This is a genomic window from Leifsonia sp. LS1 (assembly GCF_020521355.1).
Taxonomy (GTDB): Bacteria; Actinomycetota; Actinomycetes; order Actinomycetales; family Microbacteriaceae; genus Leifsonia.
In genome coordinates this window covers 253881-269149 of sequence record NZ_BPER01000002.1, presented here as the reverse complement: position 1 = coordinate 269149, position 15269 = coordinate 253881, and the positions used below count along the sequence as shown (strand labels likewise).

Here is a 15269-nt window from a genome sequence, read left to right as displayed (position 1 = left end):
CGCGCCCGCTCAGTACCAGTTGACGGACTGCGAGTGCGACCAGGCCGAGCACGGGGTGCCGTACGAGCGCGAGATGTAGTCGAGCCCCCACTTCACCTGGGTGGTGGCGTTGGTCGCCCAGTCGGTGCCGAAGCTGGCCATCTTGCTGCCGGGGAGTGCCTGCGGGATGCCGGTGGCGCCGCTGCTGCCATTGGAGGCCTGGTAGTTCCAGCCGGACTCCTTCTGCCAGAGGCTGTTGAGGCACTGGAACTGGTCGTCGCCCCAGCCGTACTGCGAGGAGGCGATGCTGCGCGCGGCGGACTTGGCGCCGTCCGGGGTGTTCGCGGCGGCGGCCGCGGCTGCGGCGGCCTCGGCGGCGACCCGGTCGGCCTCGGCGCCTGCGGCGGCCAGCGCGGTGGTGGCGGCCTTCGTGGCGTCGATGGTCGTGCGCAGCCTGCTGTCGTCGAGCTTCGTGTACGAGTCGAGGCCCGCGATCGCGGTCTTGGCCGCGGAAGCGTCGGTCTTGGTCTCGTTGGCCGCGACGGTGGTCTGTGCGCTGGCGAGCGTCTGCTTCGCCTCCGCCTCGAGGCGGTCGCGCACGATCTTGTCGTAGATGGAGAGCTGCTCGCGGTGCAGCCGGGTCGAGTCGGAGAGCTCCCGGGTCGAGCGTTCGCTCTGCTGCTGGGCGCTGAGCGCGGGGCCGATGAGACTGGCCGACATGAGGACGGCGGCGGCGCCGGTGACGATGCGGCCGAAGGGGATGTCGGTCTTCTGGATGGCGTTGCGAAGGGTGCTGAGCATTCGGTTCCTGGGTCGGGCTTCCCCGCCCTGGTGGCCTCCCCGGGCTCCGGGCAGGCGCGACCGTGCCGCGAGGGGGTGCGGCGGGCGGGCTGGAACCCGCGTCGGCACGCACGGAAGCGCCCGGTGGACCCGTGGTCCCGAGGGCGCGCGACGTGCGGCGCGGGGTGCGTCACGACGACGGAACGGCGTCCTGGTTCGAGGGGGGTCGGGGAGGGCGCACGCGGCGTGACGCGGACGGCGTTCGATGCCGTCGACCAGCTACGTTAGGCCGTCACTCTGGACGATCGGGGCATGATCCCTGGCAAAGTCGTGTACGTGTCACCGTTCTGCCGGTGGGTCGGCCGCCTCGACCGCGGCCCGTTCCGCCTCGTCCATGCGTCGATCCGTGACCCAGATCATCCCTGTGAGGAGGCACAGGACGATGACCCCGGCGCCGAGGAACACGGCCCGGAGGCCGAGCACTTCCGCGACGATCCCGCCCGCGGCGGTACCGAGCGGGATGGTTCCCCACGCGAGGAGCCGGTACGCGCTGTTGAGGCGGCCGAGCAGGCGGTGCGGGGTCACCCGCTGGCGCAGCGACACCGTGATCACGTTCCAGATGGAGACGGTCACGCCGCCGACGAAGAAGGCCGCGCCGATGATCCACGGGCTGGTCGTGAACGCCGGGGTTGCGACGGTGAGGACGGAGCCGGCGATCGTGAGGGCGAGCGCGCGCGAGCGACCGAGCAGGCGTTCAGCGCCCTCGGCGAGGAATGTGCCGAGCACGCTGCCGAGGGCCGAGGCGGTGAGCAGGGCGCCGTAGGCCGGATCGTCCAGCCGCATGGCGGACCTCGATCCGACGGCGTACACCACGAACACGTTGAACACCGCGCTGCTCGCGAAATTGAAGCCGCCCACCAGGAAGGCCAGCACGCGCAGGACGGTGTTGCTCCAGAGAAAGCGCAGACCCTCGCCGATGTCTGCTCGGATGGTCGTCGTTCCAGGGCGGTCGACGCGGAACGCCCCGCGCACCAGGAGCAGCAGCACGATGGCTGCGACCCAGAGGGCGACCGGCGCTCCGAATGCCAGCCCCACCCCCGCGGCGACGAGAAAGCCGCCGAGGGGCGGCCCGATGAACTGGTTGGCGGCGAGTTCCGCCGCATACAGCCTCCCGTTCGCCCGGGAGAGGGCGTCACGGCCGACCAGCTGGGGGAGGATCGACTGCGAGGAGGTGTCGTACAGCGTCTCAGCCGTCCCGACACAGACCGCGGCGATGTACAGCAGCCAGATGGATCCGACACCGGCGACAGCCGCAGCCGTGAGCGCCGCCAGCAGGGTCGCTCGGGCGATGTTCGCGCCGATCATGATCGCGCGGCGGTCCAGCCGGTCGGCGAGGGCCCCGGCCGTGAGCGCGAACAGCAGCCAGGGGAGTGAGAAGGCGAAACCCAGTCCGGCGATCAGCAGGGGGGAGTCGGTGAAGCGGACGGCTACGAGCGGCAGCGCCACCTTCATCACGCCATCGGCCAGGTTGGAGAACGCCGCCGACGTCCACAGCGTCCAGAAGGGAGCGCCCAGTCGTCTCGAGGTCACGAGTGCAGCATCGCACACTGATTGAGGAAACTCAATCGATAGGAGAAACCTCTATCACTCGCGTAGACTGGGCGCATGGACCGCGACCCGACCATCGACCCGGAGGCCAAGCGCCGTCCGGCGACGGTCAAGGAGATCAAAGCGATGTCGCATCCGCTGCGGGTGCGCATCCTGCGGCTGTGCGGGGATCGTGAGCTGACCAACAAGCAACTCGCCGACCGCCTCGGCGTCGACGCTGGCACAGTCCTCTACCACGTGCGGCAACTCGTCGACGTGGGCTTCCTGGAGCCGGTCGGGGTGCGCTCGGGGGAGAGCGGCGCGCTCGAGAAGCCGTATCGGTCCACCGGGCGCACCTGGTGGTTGTCCGTCGGCCTGGATGACCTCGACCGGGGTGAGGGCTTAGCACCGGTGGATGCGTTTCAGCAGGAACTCGCCGACGCCGGCCCGCGCTCGATCGCCACGTACGCCCGCTTCGCCCTGCACCTCTCCCCGGAGGATGTCGCCGAGCTGGACCGCCGCATCGTCGCCGTCATCGACGAGTTCGTGGAGACCGACGCCGAGCGCACGGGCCGGCCGCTGCACGGCGGCCTCTTCCTGCTGCACCGCTCCGCGGAGTAGCGGCCCACCTCGTCGCGCTTCGCGCGACGACTGCTGCGCTTCGGGACGACCGCGCCCTGGCGCCGCACCGCACACGTCCCGAGGCGCCGCGCTCGCCCGTCCCGGCCGCATGCGAAACGCCCCGGCGCATGCGAAACGCCCCGGCGCATGCGAAACGCCCCGGCCGTCTCTGACCGGGGCGTTCCTCTGGGGTGAGTAACGGGGCTTGAACCCGCGACCTCCTGGACCACAACCAGGCGCTCTACCAACTGAGCTATACCCACCATGTCCGCGACCGTTTCAGGTGACCCGGTCGAGGCAACTCATCGATTCTAGTACATTCGCGGCGCCCATTTTTCCACGACGGCCGCGGCGACCTCCTGGGTCTGCTCCGTGGTGGGTCCTGGCTCGCCGACGAAGGCCGCGCCGCGGTAGTAGTCGAGTTCGCGGATGGATTCGAGGATGTCGGCGAGGGCGCGGTGTCCGCCGTTCTTGCCGGGCGCGTTGAAGTAGACGCGGGGGAACCAGCGGCGCGAGAGCTCCTTGATCGAGGAGACGTCGACGTTGCGGTAGTGGAGGTGGTTGTCGAGGCGCGGCATGTACTTCGCGAGGAACATGCGGTCGGTGCCGATCGTGTTGCCGGCGAGCGGGGCGGTGCGGGCGTTGGGGACGAACTTCAGGACGTACTCGAGCACCTCGTATTCGGCTTCGCCGAGGCTCTTGCCGTTCGGGATCTCCTCGATGAGGCCGGAGGTCGTGTGCATGTCGCGGACGAAATCGTTCATGTTCTCGAACGCCGAGGTGTCGGGCTTGATGACGATGCTGAGTCCGGGGTCGAGAACGTTCAGCTCGAAGTCGGTGATGACGACCGCGATCTCGACCAGTTCGTCGACCTCGAGGTCGAGTCCGGTCATCTCGCAGTCGATCCAGACCAGTCGATCCGAGGAGTTAGACATGCTCCCGAGTCTAGTGCGGCCCTCCGACGGCTCGCGGCACGGGGCGGGGGACGGGGTGTTTGGGGTCCATCCCGTCGCCAGCGGAGATGTGGCGGAGCCGGCGACCGGCCCAGGGGAGCGCGTACACGCGCAACCAGGTGCGGAACGGGATCTCGCCGGACGGGTGCTCCGCCGGGATGCCGCCCGTGTCGGATCCGGCGATCGGCGCGGTCTCCGCATAGGGGACTCCGAGCGTGTGGGCGGCGACGCTGGCGAGCGTGCGGTGGCCGCGCGAGCTCAGGTGCACGCGGTCGGAGGCCCACATCGCGGGCTCGCGGAACTCGCGCACGCCCCACACGTCGAGCACGGTGGCCTGCTGGTCCCGAGCGATGGTCCAGATGTTGGCGTTGAACACGGCGGCGCGTCCCCGGAACGGCTTGAGGAAGAACGCGAACTGCGGGTCGAACAGGTTCGCGAGCAGCACGGTCGCGCCAGCGTCGCGCAGTGCTCGCACTCCGGTCTCGAGGCGGCTGGCGAGCGCATCCGGGTCGGCGGTGGGGCTCATGAGGTCGTTCCCGCCGATGAGGACGGAGACGAGGTCGGGGCGCATGGCGACCGCGTGCGGAACCTGATCGGTCACGACGTCGGAGATGCGGCGCCCCCGCACGGCGAGGTTGGCGAATTCGAGGGATCGTCCGGCGAGGTGCGCGTGCCCGTCCAGGATCCCGGCCAGCCGGTCCGCCCAGCCCAGCCACGATCCCGTCCGGTTCGGCACCGCGTCGCAGAGCCCTTCGATGATCGAGTCTCCGAGGGCGACGTACCGAGAGAAGCTGGACCGGCTCACGCTGCGATTGTCGGCCGCGCGGGTGACGTGCGGGTGACATCGCGCCGAGACGGGCGGGATCGTCGTCGCCTGTTCGCCGGACGTACACTGACAGCGTGGATTCGTCACCGTCCGTTGCCCCGGACGTCACCGGGGGGATCGCCCTCACGCTGTACTCGTCAGCGTTCTGCGAACCATGCATGCAGACCCGGGCCGTGCTCGCGGAGGCTGTGCGTCTCGTGCCGGCGCTCTCCGTCACCGAGCTCGACGTCACTCGCGCCCTCGATCGCGCCGAGCGCGACGGCATCCGCTCCACGCCGACCGTCATCGTGAACGACGCCGCGGGCGTGGAGGTGTTCCGCGCCGAAGGGGTGCCGACGCTTCAGCAGGTGCTGGTGGCGGCGGCGAAGGCGGTCTGAGCGGACCGTCCGCCCACTCCGGGGCCGCATTCTGTCGCTTCGGCGCGGTCATTCCGGCGTTTCGCGACCCCTCGATGGGACGGTCGCGCTGTTCCGGGGTGGGGGTGCCCCCGGCAGGAATCGAACCTGCGACCAAGAGATTAGAAGGCTCCTGCTCTATCCGCTGAGCTACGGGGGCGCGGCATCCACGATACCGCAGCCCGTCCTCCACGTCGCCGAGCGTCGCCGAGCGCCGGTCGCGACGTCTCAGCGACGACACACCCGGTGAGGAAGGTGGCCGCTGCGTCTCGGGACGACCGCGGTGCGGCGCGCGGTAGCGGTCGTCCCGCGAGACCGCGCTCGTGCTGAGACGGCGAAGGTGGCGCGCCACGGTGGCGCGCGGCGGCGCGGCGGCGCGGCGGCAGGCAGGCAGGCAGTACGCCGCCCCTAGAGCGTCGCGCCGGTCTTGCCCGCGCGGTTCACGATGGCGATGGTGGGGCGGCGGCCGCGGAGGCCGAAGCGGAGGCGGAGGCTGGCTTGGCGGGCGATGAGGACACCGATGACCACGGCCGCCGCTGCGGGGACGGCGCCGGAGATCATCATGGCGAGGTGCGGGCCGATGGCCTCGACGAGCCAGCCCATCACGGGGCCTCCGATGGCCTGACCGCCGAGCAGGACGAGGATGTAGAGGGAGATGACACGGCCGCGGATCTGCACGTTGGACGACATCTGCACCAGCGAGTTCGCGGCGGTGATGAAGAGCAGGTTGCCGACGCCGATGCCGATCAGGAGCACGCTGAACGCGATCTCGCCGGGGGCGAAGCCGGCGAGTGCCTGGACGATGCCCAGCCCTGCCGCCGCTCCGACGACCATGGAGAGGCGCACGCTGGTGCGGCGGGTGGAGGCGAGAGCACCTGCCAGCGCGCCCGCGGCGACGAGGGCGTTGAACATCCCGTAGCCTTGCGCGCCGACGCCGTAGACGTCGTTGGCGTACGCGGCGAGGAACACGGGCATGTTGAACGCGAAGACGGCGATGATCGCGACCATGACGACGGTCCAGAAGATGACCGGCTTGCGCCGGACGTACCGTATCCCCTCGGCGAGCTGACCCTTCGTGCGCGGAGCTGCGGGGGAGTGGTGCAGCTGATCGCGGCGCAGCGTGCACAGGGCGACGACGACGGCGAGGCAGGCGGCGGCGTTGATCACGAACGACCATCCCCCTCCGACGGCCGTGATGAGGAGGCCCGCCGCGGCAGGGCCGATCAGCCCGCCGAGCTGGAAGATCGACGAGTTGAGGCTGATGGCGTTGCGCAGGTAGGTCGGACCGACGAGCTCGTTGACGAAGACCTGTCTGGCCGGATTGTCGACCACCGTGACGAGGCCCAGCAGGAACGAGATCAGGTAGACGTGCCACACCTGTACGCTCCCGGTGAGCGTCAGCACCGCGAGTGTCGCGGCCAGGGCGGACGCCGTCGACTGGGTGATGATGAGCAGCTTCTGCTTGGAGTACCGGTCGGTGAGCACTCCGCCGTAGAGGCCGAGGACCAGCATCGGGGTGAACTGCATGAAGACCGTGATGCCGACGGCCGCGACGCTTCCGGAGAGCTGGAGCACCAGCCAGTCCATCGCGATGCGCTGCATCCAGACGGCGGTGTTGGCGACGAGGTTGCTCGTGGCGAAGATGCGGTAGTTGCGCACTCGTAGTGAGACGAAGGTCTCCCGCCACGGGGGGCGCGTGCTGAGCACGGGCATGGGGCCGGTCGGCGGGGCTGCTGCGGTGGAGGTCGCCACGTGTTTCCTTGGTGTCGTATCGAGAGTGTCTGGTTCCGTATGAGCGGGCTCCTTCGACTGTACGTCGCGGCGCGGTATTGTTCTGCCAAATCGAAGCTATAACTCCTATTGGCATTCCGAATGGATGGACGATGTTCGACCCCGTACTGCTCCGCACCTTCCTCGCCGTCGCCGACACCCGCAGCTTCACCCGTGCGGCGGGGGCGCTCGGCATCAGCCAGCCGACGGTGAGCCAGCACGTGCGGCGCCTCGAGGAGGCGGCGAAGCGCCAGCTCGTCGCGCGGGACACCCGCGAGGTGCGGCTGACCGACAACGGGGACGCGATGGCCGGGTTCGCGCGCACGATCCTCGCGGCGCACGCCGAGGCCGACCGCTACTTCAGCGGGTCGGCGATGCGCGGGCGCCTGCGGTTCGGTGCAGCGGACGACCTTGCCATCACGACTCTGCCTCGCATCCTGCGCCACTTCCGGCAGCAGCACCCGCAGATCAATCTCGAGCTCACGGTCGATCAGTCGGGGCCGCTGCACCGGCGGCTGAAGGCGGGTCATCTCGACCTCATCTTCATCAAGCAGAACCCGGGGACGACCGAGGGCACCGTCGTCGCGACGGACGAGCTGGTGTGGATGGGCCAGGAGAAGACGGCGGTCGATCCTGCGCAGCCGTTGCCGCTGATCGCCTATCAGGGCACGAGTCTCAGCCGTCAGGCGGCGATCGACGCGCTGGAGCAGGCGGGGCGGACCTGGCGCATCACCTGCAACACGCGCGAGGTGAACGGCGTGCTCGCCGCGGTTCGTGCCGGCATCGGGGTCGCCGTGTTCCCGCGGTCGCTCATCCCGACCGACCTGGTGAAGGTCACCAACCGCTTCTCGCTCCCGGAGCTCGGGCACGTCGACTTCACGCTGTTGTCGAATCCGGCGGCCGCGCGCGAGCCCGTCGAGGCGCTGACCACGGCGATCCTGGCCCGGGCGGTCACGCGGGTCCCCTGATCCGGTCGGCGCTCACCCGACAATGGGCACTTCGTCGTGGTCGGCGGGCCGGGCCCCTCCGTCCGACGAGCCCCGCCGCAGCAGGAGCGCGAGCAGCGGGAACAGCAGGACGGACAGCATCCCTGCGCCCACGAGCGCGGTGGCCGTGCCGGACGGGACGTCGCCGTCCTCCACACCGATCGACATGACGGCCACGATGATCGGCAGACCGGTCGCGCTGAACAGGGTGAGGGAGGCGCGGTCGGCGAGAGTGGAGCCGCGGGGAGCGGCGAGGGAGCCCGGCAGGCCCCGGACGATCAACAGCAGCACCAGGAAGATCGGCAGCAGGAGGAGGGACCGCGGGTCGGCGAGGAGGGCGCCGAGGTCGAAACCGACGCCCGTGTTGATGAAGAAGATCGGCACGAAGACGCCGAACGCGACGGCCTCCAGCTTGCCGTCGACGAGCTTCCTGTCCGGTTCGTCGGCGCCGGACAGGAGGATGCGGCAGACGACCCCGGCGGCGAACGCCCCGAGCAGCATGTCGAGGCCCAGCGCCAGGCTGAGGCCGATCAGCGCGGCGATCACCAGCACGACGAACCGTACGGCGAACTGCCCGCTGGTGTGCAGCGTGGCCCGCACGAGGCGGTGGAAGCCGCGGTGGCCTCCCCGCGAGGCGAACCAGATGGCCGCGGCCGAGACGACCGCGAACCCCACCAGGACGAGCGCGGCGGTCACCGGGCGCCGCCCGCTGAGGAAGAGGGAGATCGCCAGCAGCGGGCCGAACTCGCCGACGGCGCCGACGGCGGTCACGGCGAGGCCGAACGGGGTGCGCAGCTCACCGGCGTCGCGGAGGACGGGCATGAGCGTTCCGAGGGCGGTGGAGGTCAGCGCGATGCCGATGTAGACCGCCGCGATGAACGAGGGCGCCAGCACGGCGGCGAGGAGCACGCCGGCGACCAGGGAGACCAGCCATCCCAGCGACGCGCGGCGCAACGGGCGCCCGCGGATCGCCGAGAAGTCGATCTCATTGCCCGCCATGAAGAACAGGAACGCCAGACCGATGTTCGCGAAGGCGGCCAGCCCGTCGCTCTCGGGCACCCAGCCGAGCAGGCTCGGGCCGACCAGGAGGCCGAGCACGATCTCGAAGACGACGAGCGGGATGGCGGCGACGCGGCCGACGATGCGGGCGAGCACGGGCGCCACGACCGCGAGCACGGGCACGATCACGATCGTCGCGATGGAGGCGTTCATGGGCCGATGGTAACGGCGGGCCTCCGCGGTCCGGAAGGACCGTTCACACAGCGGAAACGCGGCGGGGATATCGTTGGCGCATGCGCGAATTGCAGGCACGGATCATCGAAGAGCTCAATGTTAGCCCCGTCATCGACGCCGCGGCGGAGGTCGAGAGACGGGTCGACTTCCTCGTCCGCTACCTCACGGAGACCGGCGCCGCCGGGTTCGTGCTCGGCATCAGCGGCGGCCAGGACTCCTCCCTCGCCGGACGGCTCAGCCAGCTGGCTGTCGAGCGGCTCGCCGAGCGCGGCGTCGACGCCGAGTTCATCGCCGTACGCCTGCCCTACGCGGTGCAGCACGACGAGGACGACGCGCAGCTCGCCCTCTCCTTCATCCGCCCGCAGCGCACGGTGACGTTCAACATCCAGCGCGGTACCGACGGCATCGAGGACGAGTACGCAGACGCGGTCGGCGACGAGCTGACCGACTTCAACAAGGGCAACGTGAAGGCCCGCATGCGCATGGTCGCGCAGTACGCCATCGCGGGTCAGCGACGCCTGCTGGTCGTCGGGACGGACCACGCGGCGGAGGCGGTGACGGGCTTCTTCACGAAGTACGGAGACGGCGGGACCGACGTGCTGCCGCTGACCGGCCTGTCGAAGCGGCAGGGCAAGGCGCTCCTCCAGCACCTGGAGGCCCCGGCCCGCCTGTACGAGAAGGCGCCGACGGCCGACCTGCTCGATCAGAACCCGGGCCAGACGGACGAGGACAACCTCGGTCTCAGCTACGCGACCATCGACGACTTCCTCGAGGGGAAAGACGTGCCGGAGGAGGCGGCAGCCGCCATCGAGGCGCGGTACCTCGCGACGGAGCACAAGCGGCGGGTGCCCGCGAGCATGTTCGATGACTGGTGGCACCGGCGCGGCGACTACAGCGTCTGAGACGCGCGTCTCAGACGCGCGAAAAAGGGGCGCCGGCCGGGAAGTCGGCGCCCCTCTTTCGCGCGAGGTGGTCGTGTGCTCCGGAACTCCGGAAGGATCAGACGGGCTGGCCCAAGCGCGTGGTCGGGGCGGTGTCGTTCCCGGCCTCCGAGTCGCTCGGCGTCGTGAGCACGCCGAGCGGGCCGCTGTCGGCGGTGGTCTCGGCGTTCGCCGGTGCGGGGACGAACTGCTCGTGGTGCTGCTGGGCGACCCACGCATCCTGCTGCTGCAGGAGGGTGCGGTCGGTGTCGGTGTTCTCGAAGCGCCAGCGCTCAAGGTCGCTCTGGAAGATCTTGCGGGCGCGCCGTGGGTTGTTCTGCCACTCGATGAGGCGATCCCGGAACTCGGCGACGGCCGGATCGAGCTGGTATCCGAAGGTGGCCGAGGCGCGCTTCATCTCCGCGAGCTGGTGGCCCGCCCAGTTGGCGGCGATCCCGGCACCCTTGATGGGGAGCAGGCGCACGAGGATGTCGGCCTGGCCGACGGCCCGATCGGAGAGCACCTGCTCGCCCGGGGTGAGGGAGTTCCAGACGGAGGCCTCGGTCGCGGCGTCGACGAGTGCGGCGATCGCGGAGGCCTTCTGCTGCCGGTCGGTGCGCCGCAGCAGCCCGCGCAGGGCGCCGCGCGCGATCCATGCGGCGAGCAGGCCGGACACGATGACGGCGACGGCGAGGACCGCGCCGGAGAAGATCACCGGGCGTGTGGCCGGTGCGAGGAGCCAATCGACGAAATCATTCCACCACTGCATGCGCCGATGCTAACCGCGCGGGCGGCCGGGGGAGTGCAGCCGCCGCGCTGTGTCGCGCATCCGTCCACAGACCTGTCCGGGCGGGAGTTCTCCACGGATTCGCGGGTCGGCGCCGCTCGGTCCGGCGCACCCGCGAGGCTGGAGGAACGGTCGACACGATGTCGGCGCGAAGGGAGGCGGGATGGACGGATCGATCACCGTGCGCGGGGTGGTGACCACGAGGCCTCGGCACCTGAGGACGGCGGACGGGTTGGCGGTGGCGTCCTTCCGCATCCTGTCGGTGCGCTCGGCGGGGTCGAGCCACCGCAGCTGGTTCACGGTCACCGCCCTGCGGCGCCTGGCGGATGCCGTGGAACGCTCCCTCGCTCCCGGCGACGCGGTCCTCGTGACAGGGAGGCTGCGCGTGCGCGAGTGGACCGGTACCGCTCGCGGATCGACGGCCGAGGTCGAGGCGGAGGCGATCGGGCTCGAAGTCGGTGCCGGGCGCTTCTCGTCTGCATCGGCGGCTCCCGACGCTTCCCCAGCGAATGATCGATAACGTGGACCCCATGACGCGACGCCCCGTTGCCCCTGCTCTCGCCGCCCTCGCTCTGGCGTTCTCGGCCGCCCTCGCACTGACGGGCTGCGTCCCGGGCGCCACGCCCTCCTCCACCCCGACGGCGAGCGCGACACCGACCGCGACCTCGACGGCGGCGGCCGAGGTGAAGCTGATCCCGGGTGGCACGGCCGCGCAGAACCTGCCGTTCTTCGACCAGGTCAACAAGGCGACGCTCGCGGCCAACCCGGAGGCGAAGGGGCGCGACTTCATCGACGCCCTGGTCGCGGCCGGGTTCACGAAGGCGGACATGCAGGTGACCGTCGACACGACCACCATCGGGCTGAAAGCGAACAGCATCCAGTTCTCGGTCAAGATGGGCGACACCTGCCTCATCGGCCAGAACGGCGCCGATGCGGGCGGCTACAACAGCATGGTGACACCGGTGCTCTCCACCGGAGCCTGCCTCATCGGGCAGACGCGCGCCATCGACTGGTGACCTCGGGGCTCCGGCGCGCCTCAGCCGGTATCCTCGTACAGGGCGACGGTCGGACGGACTCCGACGTGCGCCAGCGGACGACAGGGAGTTAGAGAAGAAACGTGGCCGAATACATTTACTCGATGGTGCGCGCCCGCAAGGCGGTCGGCGACAAGGTCATCCTGGACGACGTCACCATGGCGTTCCTCCCGGGTGCCAAGATCGGTGTGGTCGGCCCGAACGGCGCCGGTAAGTCCACGATCCTGAAGATCATGGCCGGGCTCGACACCCCCTCCAACGGCGAGGCGAAGCTGACCCCCGGCTACACCGTGGGCATCCTCATGCAGGAGCCGCTGCTCGACGAGAGCAAGACCGTGCTCGAGAACGTCCAGGAGGGCGTCGGCGAGATCAAGGGCAAGGTCGACCGGTTCAACGAGATCTCCGGTCTGCTGGCCGACCCGGACGCCGACTTCGACACGCTCCTGGCCGAGATGGGCACGCTGCAGGAGCAGATCGACGCCGCAGACGCGTGGGACCTCGACTCGCAGCTCGAGCAGGCGATGGACGCCCTGCGCTGCCCGCCGGGGGATTGGCCGGTCAACACCCTCTCGGGCGGTGAGAAGCGCCGCGTCGCGCTCTGCAAGCTCCTGCTCCAGAAGCCCGACCTCCTGCTCCTCGACGAGCCCACCAACCACCTCGACGCCGAGAGCGTGCTCTGGCTCGAGCAGCACCTCGCCAAGTACCACGGCGCCGTGCTCGCCGTGACCCACGACCGGTACTTCCTCGACCACGTGGCCGAGTGGATCGCCGAGGTCGACCGCGGCCACCTCTACCCGTACGAAGGCAACTACTCCACGTATCTGGAGAAGAAGCGCGAGCGTCTCGCGGTGCAGGGCAAGAAAGACGCCAAGCTCGCCAAGCGCCTCTCGGAGGAGCTGGACTGGGTGCGCAGCAATGCGAAGGGCCGGCAGGCCAAGTCGAAGGCGCGTCTGGCCCGCTACGAGGAGATGGCGGCGGAGGCGGAGCGGACCCGCAAGCTCGACTTCGAGGAGATCCAGATCCCGCCGGGCCCGCGCCTGGGCCAGATCGTGATCGACGCGAAGAACCTGGAGAAGGGCTTCGGCGACCGCAAGCTCATCGACGGCCTCACGTTCACGCTCCCGCGCAACGGCATCGTCGGCGTGATCGGCCCGAACGGCGTCGGCAAGACCACGCTGTTCAAGACCATCGTCGGGCTCGAGCCCCTGGACGGCGGCGACCTGAAGGTCGGCGAGACCGTGCAGATCTCGTACGTCGACCAGACCCGCGGCGGCATCGACCCGAACAAGAACGTCTGGGAGGTCGTGTCCGACGGCCTGGACTACATCCAGGTCGGCAAGACGGAGGTGCCGTCGCGCGCCTACGTCTCCACCTTCGGGTTCAAGGGGCCGGACCAGCAGAAGAAGTCGGGCGTGCTGTCGGGCGGTGAGCGCAACCGCCTCAACCTCGCGCTGACGCTCAAGCAGGGCGGCAACCTCCTCCTGCTCGACGAGCCGACCAACGACCTCGATGTGGAGACCCTGTCGAGCCTGGAGAACGCGCTGCTCGAGTTCCCCGGCTGCGCCGTGGTCATCACCCACGACCGGTGGTTCCTCGACCGCATCGCGACCCACATCCTCGCCTACGAGGGCACCGAGGAGGACCCGGCCAACTGGTACTGGTTCGAGGGCAACTTCGAGGCGTACGAGGAGAACAAGGTCGAACGTCTCGGCCCCGACGCCGCGAAGCCCAACCGCTCCGCGTACCGCAAGCTGACGCGCGACTAGTCGCGACCGGAGGAGACCCATGCGACTGCACGTGCCGATCAAGCTCCGCTGGAGCGACCTGGATGCGTACGGGCACGTGAACAACGCCGAGATGCTGCGCCTCCTCGAAGAGGCGCGCATCGAGGCGTTCTGGGTCACGGACGACGCCGAGGCGGCGGTCGGAGGATCGACCGCCGTCCTCGACGGGCGACCCGGCGCCGACACGCTCACCCTGATCGCCCGTCAGGAGATCGAGTACCTCGCGCCCATCCCTTACCTGCGGCCGCCGGTCGACGTGCAGCTCTGGATCGGCCGCCTGGGCGGCGCGAGTCTCGAGGTCTGCTACGAGGTGTGGTCGCCGGAAGGCCTGGAGCCGCGCACACTGTTCTCGCGGGCGGCGACGACGATCGTGCTGGTGGACGCCGCGAGCCAGCGCCCGCGGCGCATCAACGACACCGAGCGCGCGGCCTGGGAGCCCTACCTGGACGAGCCGGTGCAGTTCGCCAAGCGCGGCTGAGCATCCCTCTCGTCTCGACGCCCGGTCGCCGCGGGCTCAGGGCGACGGTGTCGGTGTCGGCGCTGTCGGCAGCGGCGTCGGGGAGAACGAGTTCTCCCAGATCGCCCGCGAGCCGGCTTCGCCGATGAGAACGACGTCGACGACGGTGCCCGCGGCCAGCACCGCCGCGACGACCGCCAGCGCGACCACGACGACGATGCGCACCGTGCGCGACGGCCGCCGCTCACGGCCGGGCCGATCGACGAAGAAGAACCACGCCCACTGCAGCGCGCTGAACACGAACAGCGCGATCACCCACGGGTACAGGGTCTGACCGAGCGCGGCGTGCTCCCGGATCAGCGGGGTGGACGGCACCCGCGCCTCCAGCCACTCGCCCGCGTCCGTCACGATCGGCACGAGCACGACGTTGGCCAGTGCGAGCAGGGGCGTCACGATCCCGAGCCGGCGGCGTGCGGCGGGCCAGAGTGGCACCACCAGCGCGCACAGGGCCGTCAGCGGCACGAGCACGACCACGACGTGCACCAGCAGCACGTGGAGCGGGAGACCGTTGACCTCCATGAGCGGCTCGCCTCCCGGCCCGCTAGTTCGTGACCGTGACCGTGTCGCCGCTCACGGTCGCCGTGAGCTTGGGGAGGGGGTCGCGCGCCGGCCCGTTGATCACGTCGCCCGTCGCGGCGTCGAATGTCGAACCGTGGCACGGGCAGTCGAACTCCTTGCCCTGCGGCGCGACGGTGCAGCCCTGGTGCGTGCAGACCGCGCTGAACGCGACGACGGTGCCGGCGGTGGGTTGCGCGACCACGACGGGTGCCGAGCCGATCGACGCGGAGACCGCTCCGCCGACCGGGATGGACGAGAGCGTGACCGTGGTGGAGCCTCCCGACCCGCCGGACCCGCCGGAGCCGCCCGAGCCGCCCGTGCCTCCCGACCCGCCCGCTCCGGCGGAGGTGCAGGCGGCGAGCAGCAGGGTCCCGGCCCCGGCGGCGGTGGCCCCGCCGAGCTGGACGAGGGTGCGACGGGTGAGTGGGGTGGAGTCGGTCATGACAGGATCCTCTCGGTCGGCGTAGCGTCTTCCTCACCGTATGCACGGAGGAGCGCCTGGTTCGGTTCATCCTGCGCCGCATTCCGATGAACTTTCC

At 70.1% G+C, this 15269-nt stretch carries 17 protein-coding genes and 2 tRNA genes; 8 read left to right on the top strand and 11 right to left on the bottom strand.

Going from position 1 to position 15269, the window contains the following annotated elements; all coding sequences use genetic code 11:
- Positions 1 to 9 precede the first annotated feature (9 nt).
- The gene (locus tag LLS1_RS04590; RefSeq protein ID WP_226653785.1) at positions 10 to 780 is read right to left on the bottom strand and encodes a hypothetical protein; all 771 of its coding nucleotides are present in this window, start codon (positions 778 to 780) and stop codon (positions 10 to 12) included.
- Positions 781 to 1098: 318 nt separating this feature from the next.
- On the bottom strand, positions 1099 to 2349 hold the full coding sequence (locus LLS1_RS04585) for an MFS transporter (protein WP_226653784.1): 1251 nt from the start codon (positions 2347 to 2349) through the stop codon (positions 1099 to 1101).
- 75 nt (positions 2350 to 2424) lie between these two features.
- On the opposite strand from LLS1_RS04585, the gene LLS1_RS04580 reads away from it, so the two are divergent.
- Positions 2425 to 2967 carry a transcriptional regulator gene (locus tag LLS1_RS04580; protein WP_226653783.1) on the top strand — a complete coding sequence of 181 codons (543 nt, stop codon included), beginning with the start codon at positions 2425 to 2427 and terminating at the stop codon, positions 2965 to 2967.
- Between the two features lie 187 nt (positions 2968 to 3154).
- Here LLS1_RS04580 and LLS1_RS04575 read toward each other — a convergent pair.
- The 3 genes from LLS1_RS04575 to LLS1_RS04565 form a co-directional block, all read right to left on the bottom strand.
- A tRNA-His gene (locus LLS1_RS04575) sits at positions 3155 to 3230 on the bottom strand.
- Positions 3231 to 3278: 48 nt separating this feature from the next.
- Entirely contained in the window at positions 3279 to 3902 is a 624-nt protein-coding gene (orn, locus tag LLS1_RS04570) for an oligoribonuclease (protein ID WP_223360734.1), read from the bottom strand.
- Between the two features lie 10 nt (positions 3903 to 3912).
- Positions 3913 to 4725 carry an SGNH/GDSL hydrolase family protein gene (locus tag LLS1_RS04565; RefSeq protein ID WP_226653782.1) on the bottom strand — a complete coding sequence of 271 codons (813 nt, stop codon included), beginning with the start codon at positions 4723 to 4725 and terminating at the stop codon, positions 3913 to 3915.
- A gap of 95 nt (positions 4726 to 4820) precedes the next feature.
- On the opposite strand from LLS1_RS04565, the gene LLS1_RS04560 reads away from it, so the two are divergent.
- A complete protein-coding gene (locus LLS1_RS04560) occupies positions 4821 to 5123 on the top strand; it encodes a thioredoxin (RefSeq protein ID WP_226653781.1) in 303 nt (100 codons plus the stop codon).
- A gap of 105 nt (positions 5124 to 5228) precedes the next feature.
- Here LLS1_RS04560 and LLS1_RS04555 read toward each other — a convergent pair.
- Both LLS1_RS04555 and LLS1_RS04550 read right to left on the bottom strand, forming a co-directional pair.
- A tRNA-Arg gene (locus tag LLS1_RS04555) sits at positions 5229 to 5301 on the bottom strand.
- Positions 5302 to 5549: 248 nt separating this feature from the next.
- Positions 5550 to 6854 (bottom strand): MFS transporter, encoded by a 1305-nt coding sequence (locus LLS1_RS04550; RefSeq protein ID WP_226654035.1) that lies wholly within the window; start codon positions 6852 to 6854, stop codon positions 5550 to 5552.
- Between the two features lie 170 nt (positions 6855 to 7024).
- Between LLS1_RS04550 and LLS1_RS04545 the strand changes: the two genes are divergently transcribed.
- Positions 7025 to 7879, top strand: a complete 855-nt coding sequence (locus tag LLS1_RS04545) for a LysR substrate-binding domain-containing protein (RefSeq protein ID WP_223360740.1) — start codon at positions 7025 to 7027, stop codon at positions 7877 to 7879.
- Between the two features lie 12 nt (positions 7880 to 7891).
- On the opposite strand, the gene LLS1_RS04540 is transcribed toward LLS1_RS04545, so the two are convergent.
- On the bottom strand, positions 7892 to 9109 hold the full coding sequence (locus LLS1_RS04540; RefSeq protein WP_226653780.1) for a cation:proton antiporter: 1218 nt from the start codon (positions 9107 to 9109) through the stop codon (positions 7892 to 7894).
- A gap of 80 nt (positions 9110 to 9189) precedes the next feature.
- Here LLS1_RS04540 and nadE point away from each other — a divergent pair, with 80 nt between their 5' ends.
- Positions 9190 to 10032 (top strand): ammonia-dependent NAD(+) synthetase, encoded by an 843-nt coding sequence (nadE, locus tag LLS1_RS04535; RefSeq protein ID WP_223360742.1) that lies wholly within the window; start codon positions 9190 to 9192, stop codon positions 10030 to 10032.
- A 97-nt stretch (positions 10033 to 10129) separates the two neighbouring features.
- On the opposite strand, the gene LLS1_RS04530 is transcribed toward nadE, so the two are convergent.
- Entirely contained in the window at positions 10130 to 10819 is a 690-nt protein-coding gene (locus tag LLS1_RS04530; protein WP_226653779.1) for a hypothetical protein, read from the bottom strand.
- A 181-nt stretch (positions 10820 to 11000) separates the two neighbouring features.
- On the opposite strand from LLS1_RS04530, the gene LLS1_RS04525 reads away from it, so the two are divergent.
- The 4 genes from LLS1_RS04525 to LLS1_RS04510 all read left to right on the top strand — a co-directional run bounded on the left by LLS1_RS04525 (position 11001) and on the right by LLS1_RS04510 (position 14133).
- Entirely contained in the window at positions 11001 to 11357 is a 357-nt protein-coding gene (locus LLS1_RS04525; protein WP_226653778.1) for a single-stranded DNA-binding protein, read from the top strand.
- Between the two features lie 10 nt (positions 11358 to 11367).
- Complete coding sequence (locus tag LLS1_RS04520; RefSeq protein WP_226653777.1) at positions 11368 to 11853, top strand: DUF6993 domain-containing protein; 486 nt, start codon at positions 11368 to 11370, stop codon at positions 11851 to 11853.
- A gap of 101 nt (positions 11854 to 11954) precedes the next feature.
- Positions 11955 to 13637, top strand: a complete 1683-nt coding sequence (ettA, locus tag LLS1_RS04515; protein ID WP_226653776.1) for an energy-dependent translational throttle protein EttA — start codon at positions 11955 to 11957, stop codon at positions 13635 to 13637.
- Positions 13638 to 13656: 19 nt separating this feature from the next.
- A complete protein-coding gene (locus tag LLS1_RS04510; RefSeq protein WP_226653775.1) occupies positions 13657 to 14133 on the top strand; it encodes a thioesterase family protein in 477 nt (158 codons plus the stop codon).
- A gap of 36 nt (positions 14134 to 14169) precedes the next feature.
- On the opposite strand, the gene LLS1_RS04505 is transcribed toward LLS1_RS04510, so the two are convergent.
- Both LLS1_RS04505 and LLS1_RS04500 read right to left on the bottom strand, forming a co-directional pair.
- On the bottom strand, positions 14170 to 14691 hold the full coding sequence (locus LLS1_RS04505; RefSeq protein ID WP_223360748.1) for a DUF2231 domain-containing protein: 522 nt from the start codon (positions 14689 to 14691) through the stop codon (positions 14170 to 14172).
- Between the two features lie 22 nt (positions 14692 to 14713).
- On the bottom strand, positions 14714 to 15172 hold the full coding sequence (locus tag LLS1_RS04500) for a ubiquinol-cytochrome c reductase iron-sulfur subunit (protein ID WP_226653774.1): 459 nt from the start codon (positions 15170 to 15172) through the stop codon (positions 14714 to 14716).
- Positions 15173 to 15269: the final 97 nt, after the last annotated feature.

Excerpts from the sequence above, each read along its gene's own strand:
- LLS1_RS04530 (WP_226653779.1), bottom strand. The coding sequence starts at position 10,819 with ATGCAGTGGTGGAATGATTTCGTCGATTGGCTCCTCGCACCGGCCACA.
- LLS1_RS04580 (WP_226653783.1), top strand. The coding sequence starts at position 2,425 with ATGGACCGCGACCCGACCATCGACCCGGAGGCCAAGCGCCGTCCGGCG.
- nadE (WP_223360742.1), top strand. The coding sequence starts at position 9,190 with ATGCGCGAATTGCAGGCACGGATCATCGAAGAGCTCAATGTTAGCCCC.
- LLS1_RS04505 (WP_223360748.1), bottom strand. The coding sequence starts at position 14,691 with ATGGAGGTCAACGGTCTCCCGCTCCACGTGCTGCTGGTGCACGTCGTG.
- LLS1_RS04550 (WP_226654035.1), bottom strand. The coding sequence starts at position 6,854 with ATGCCCGTGCTCAGCACGCGCCCCCCGTGGCGGGAGACCTTCGTCTCA.
- LLS1_RS04510 (WP_226653775.1), top strand. The coding sequence starts at position 13,657 with ATGCGACTGCACGTGCCGATCAAGCTCCGCTGGAGCGACCTGGATGCG.
- LLS1_RS04540 (WP_226653780.1), bottom strand. The coding sequence starts at position 9,109 with ATGAACGCCTCCATCGCGACGATCGTGATCGTGCCCGTGCTCGCGGTC.
- LLS1_RS04590 (WP_226653785.1), bottom strand. The coding sequence starts at position 780 with ATGCTCAGCACCCTTCGCAACGCCATCCAGAAGACCGACATCCCCTTC.
- LLS1_RS04525 (WP_226653778.1), top strand. The coding sequence starts at position 11,001 with ATGGACGGATCGATCACCGTGCGCGGGGTGGTGACCACGAGGCCTCGG.
- orn (WP_223360734.1), bottom strand. The coding sequence starts at position 3,902 with ATGTCTAACTCCTCGGATCGACTGGTCTGGATCGACTGCGAGATGACC.
- LLS1_RS04520 (WP_226653777.1), top strand. The coding sequence starts at position 11,368 with ATGACGCGACGCCCCGTTGCCCCTGCTCTCGCCGCCCTCGCTCTGGCG.
- LLS1_RS04545 (WP_223360740.1), top strand. The coding sequence starts at position 7,025 with ATGTTCGACCCCGTACTGCTCCGCACCTTCCTCGCCGTCGCCGACACC.
- LLS1_RS04500 (WP_226653774.1), bottom strand. The coding sequence starts at position 15,172 with ATGACCGACTCCACCCCACTCACCCGTCGCACCCTCGTCCAGCTCGGC.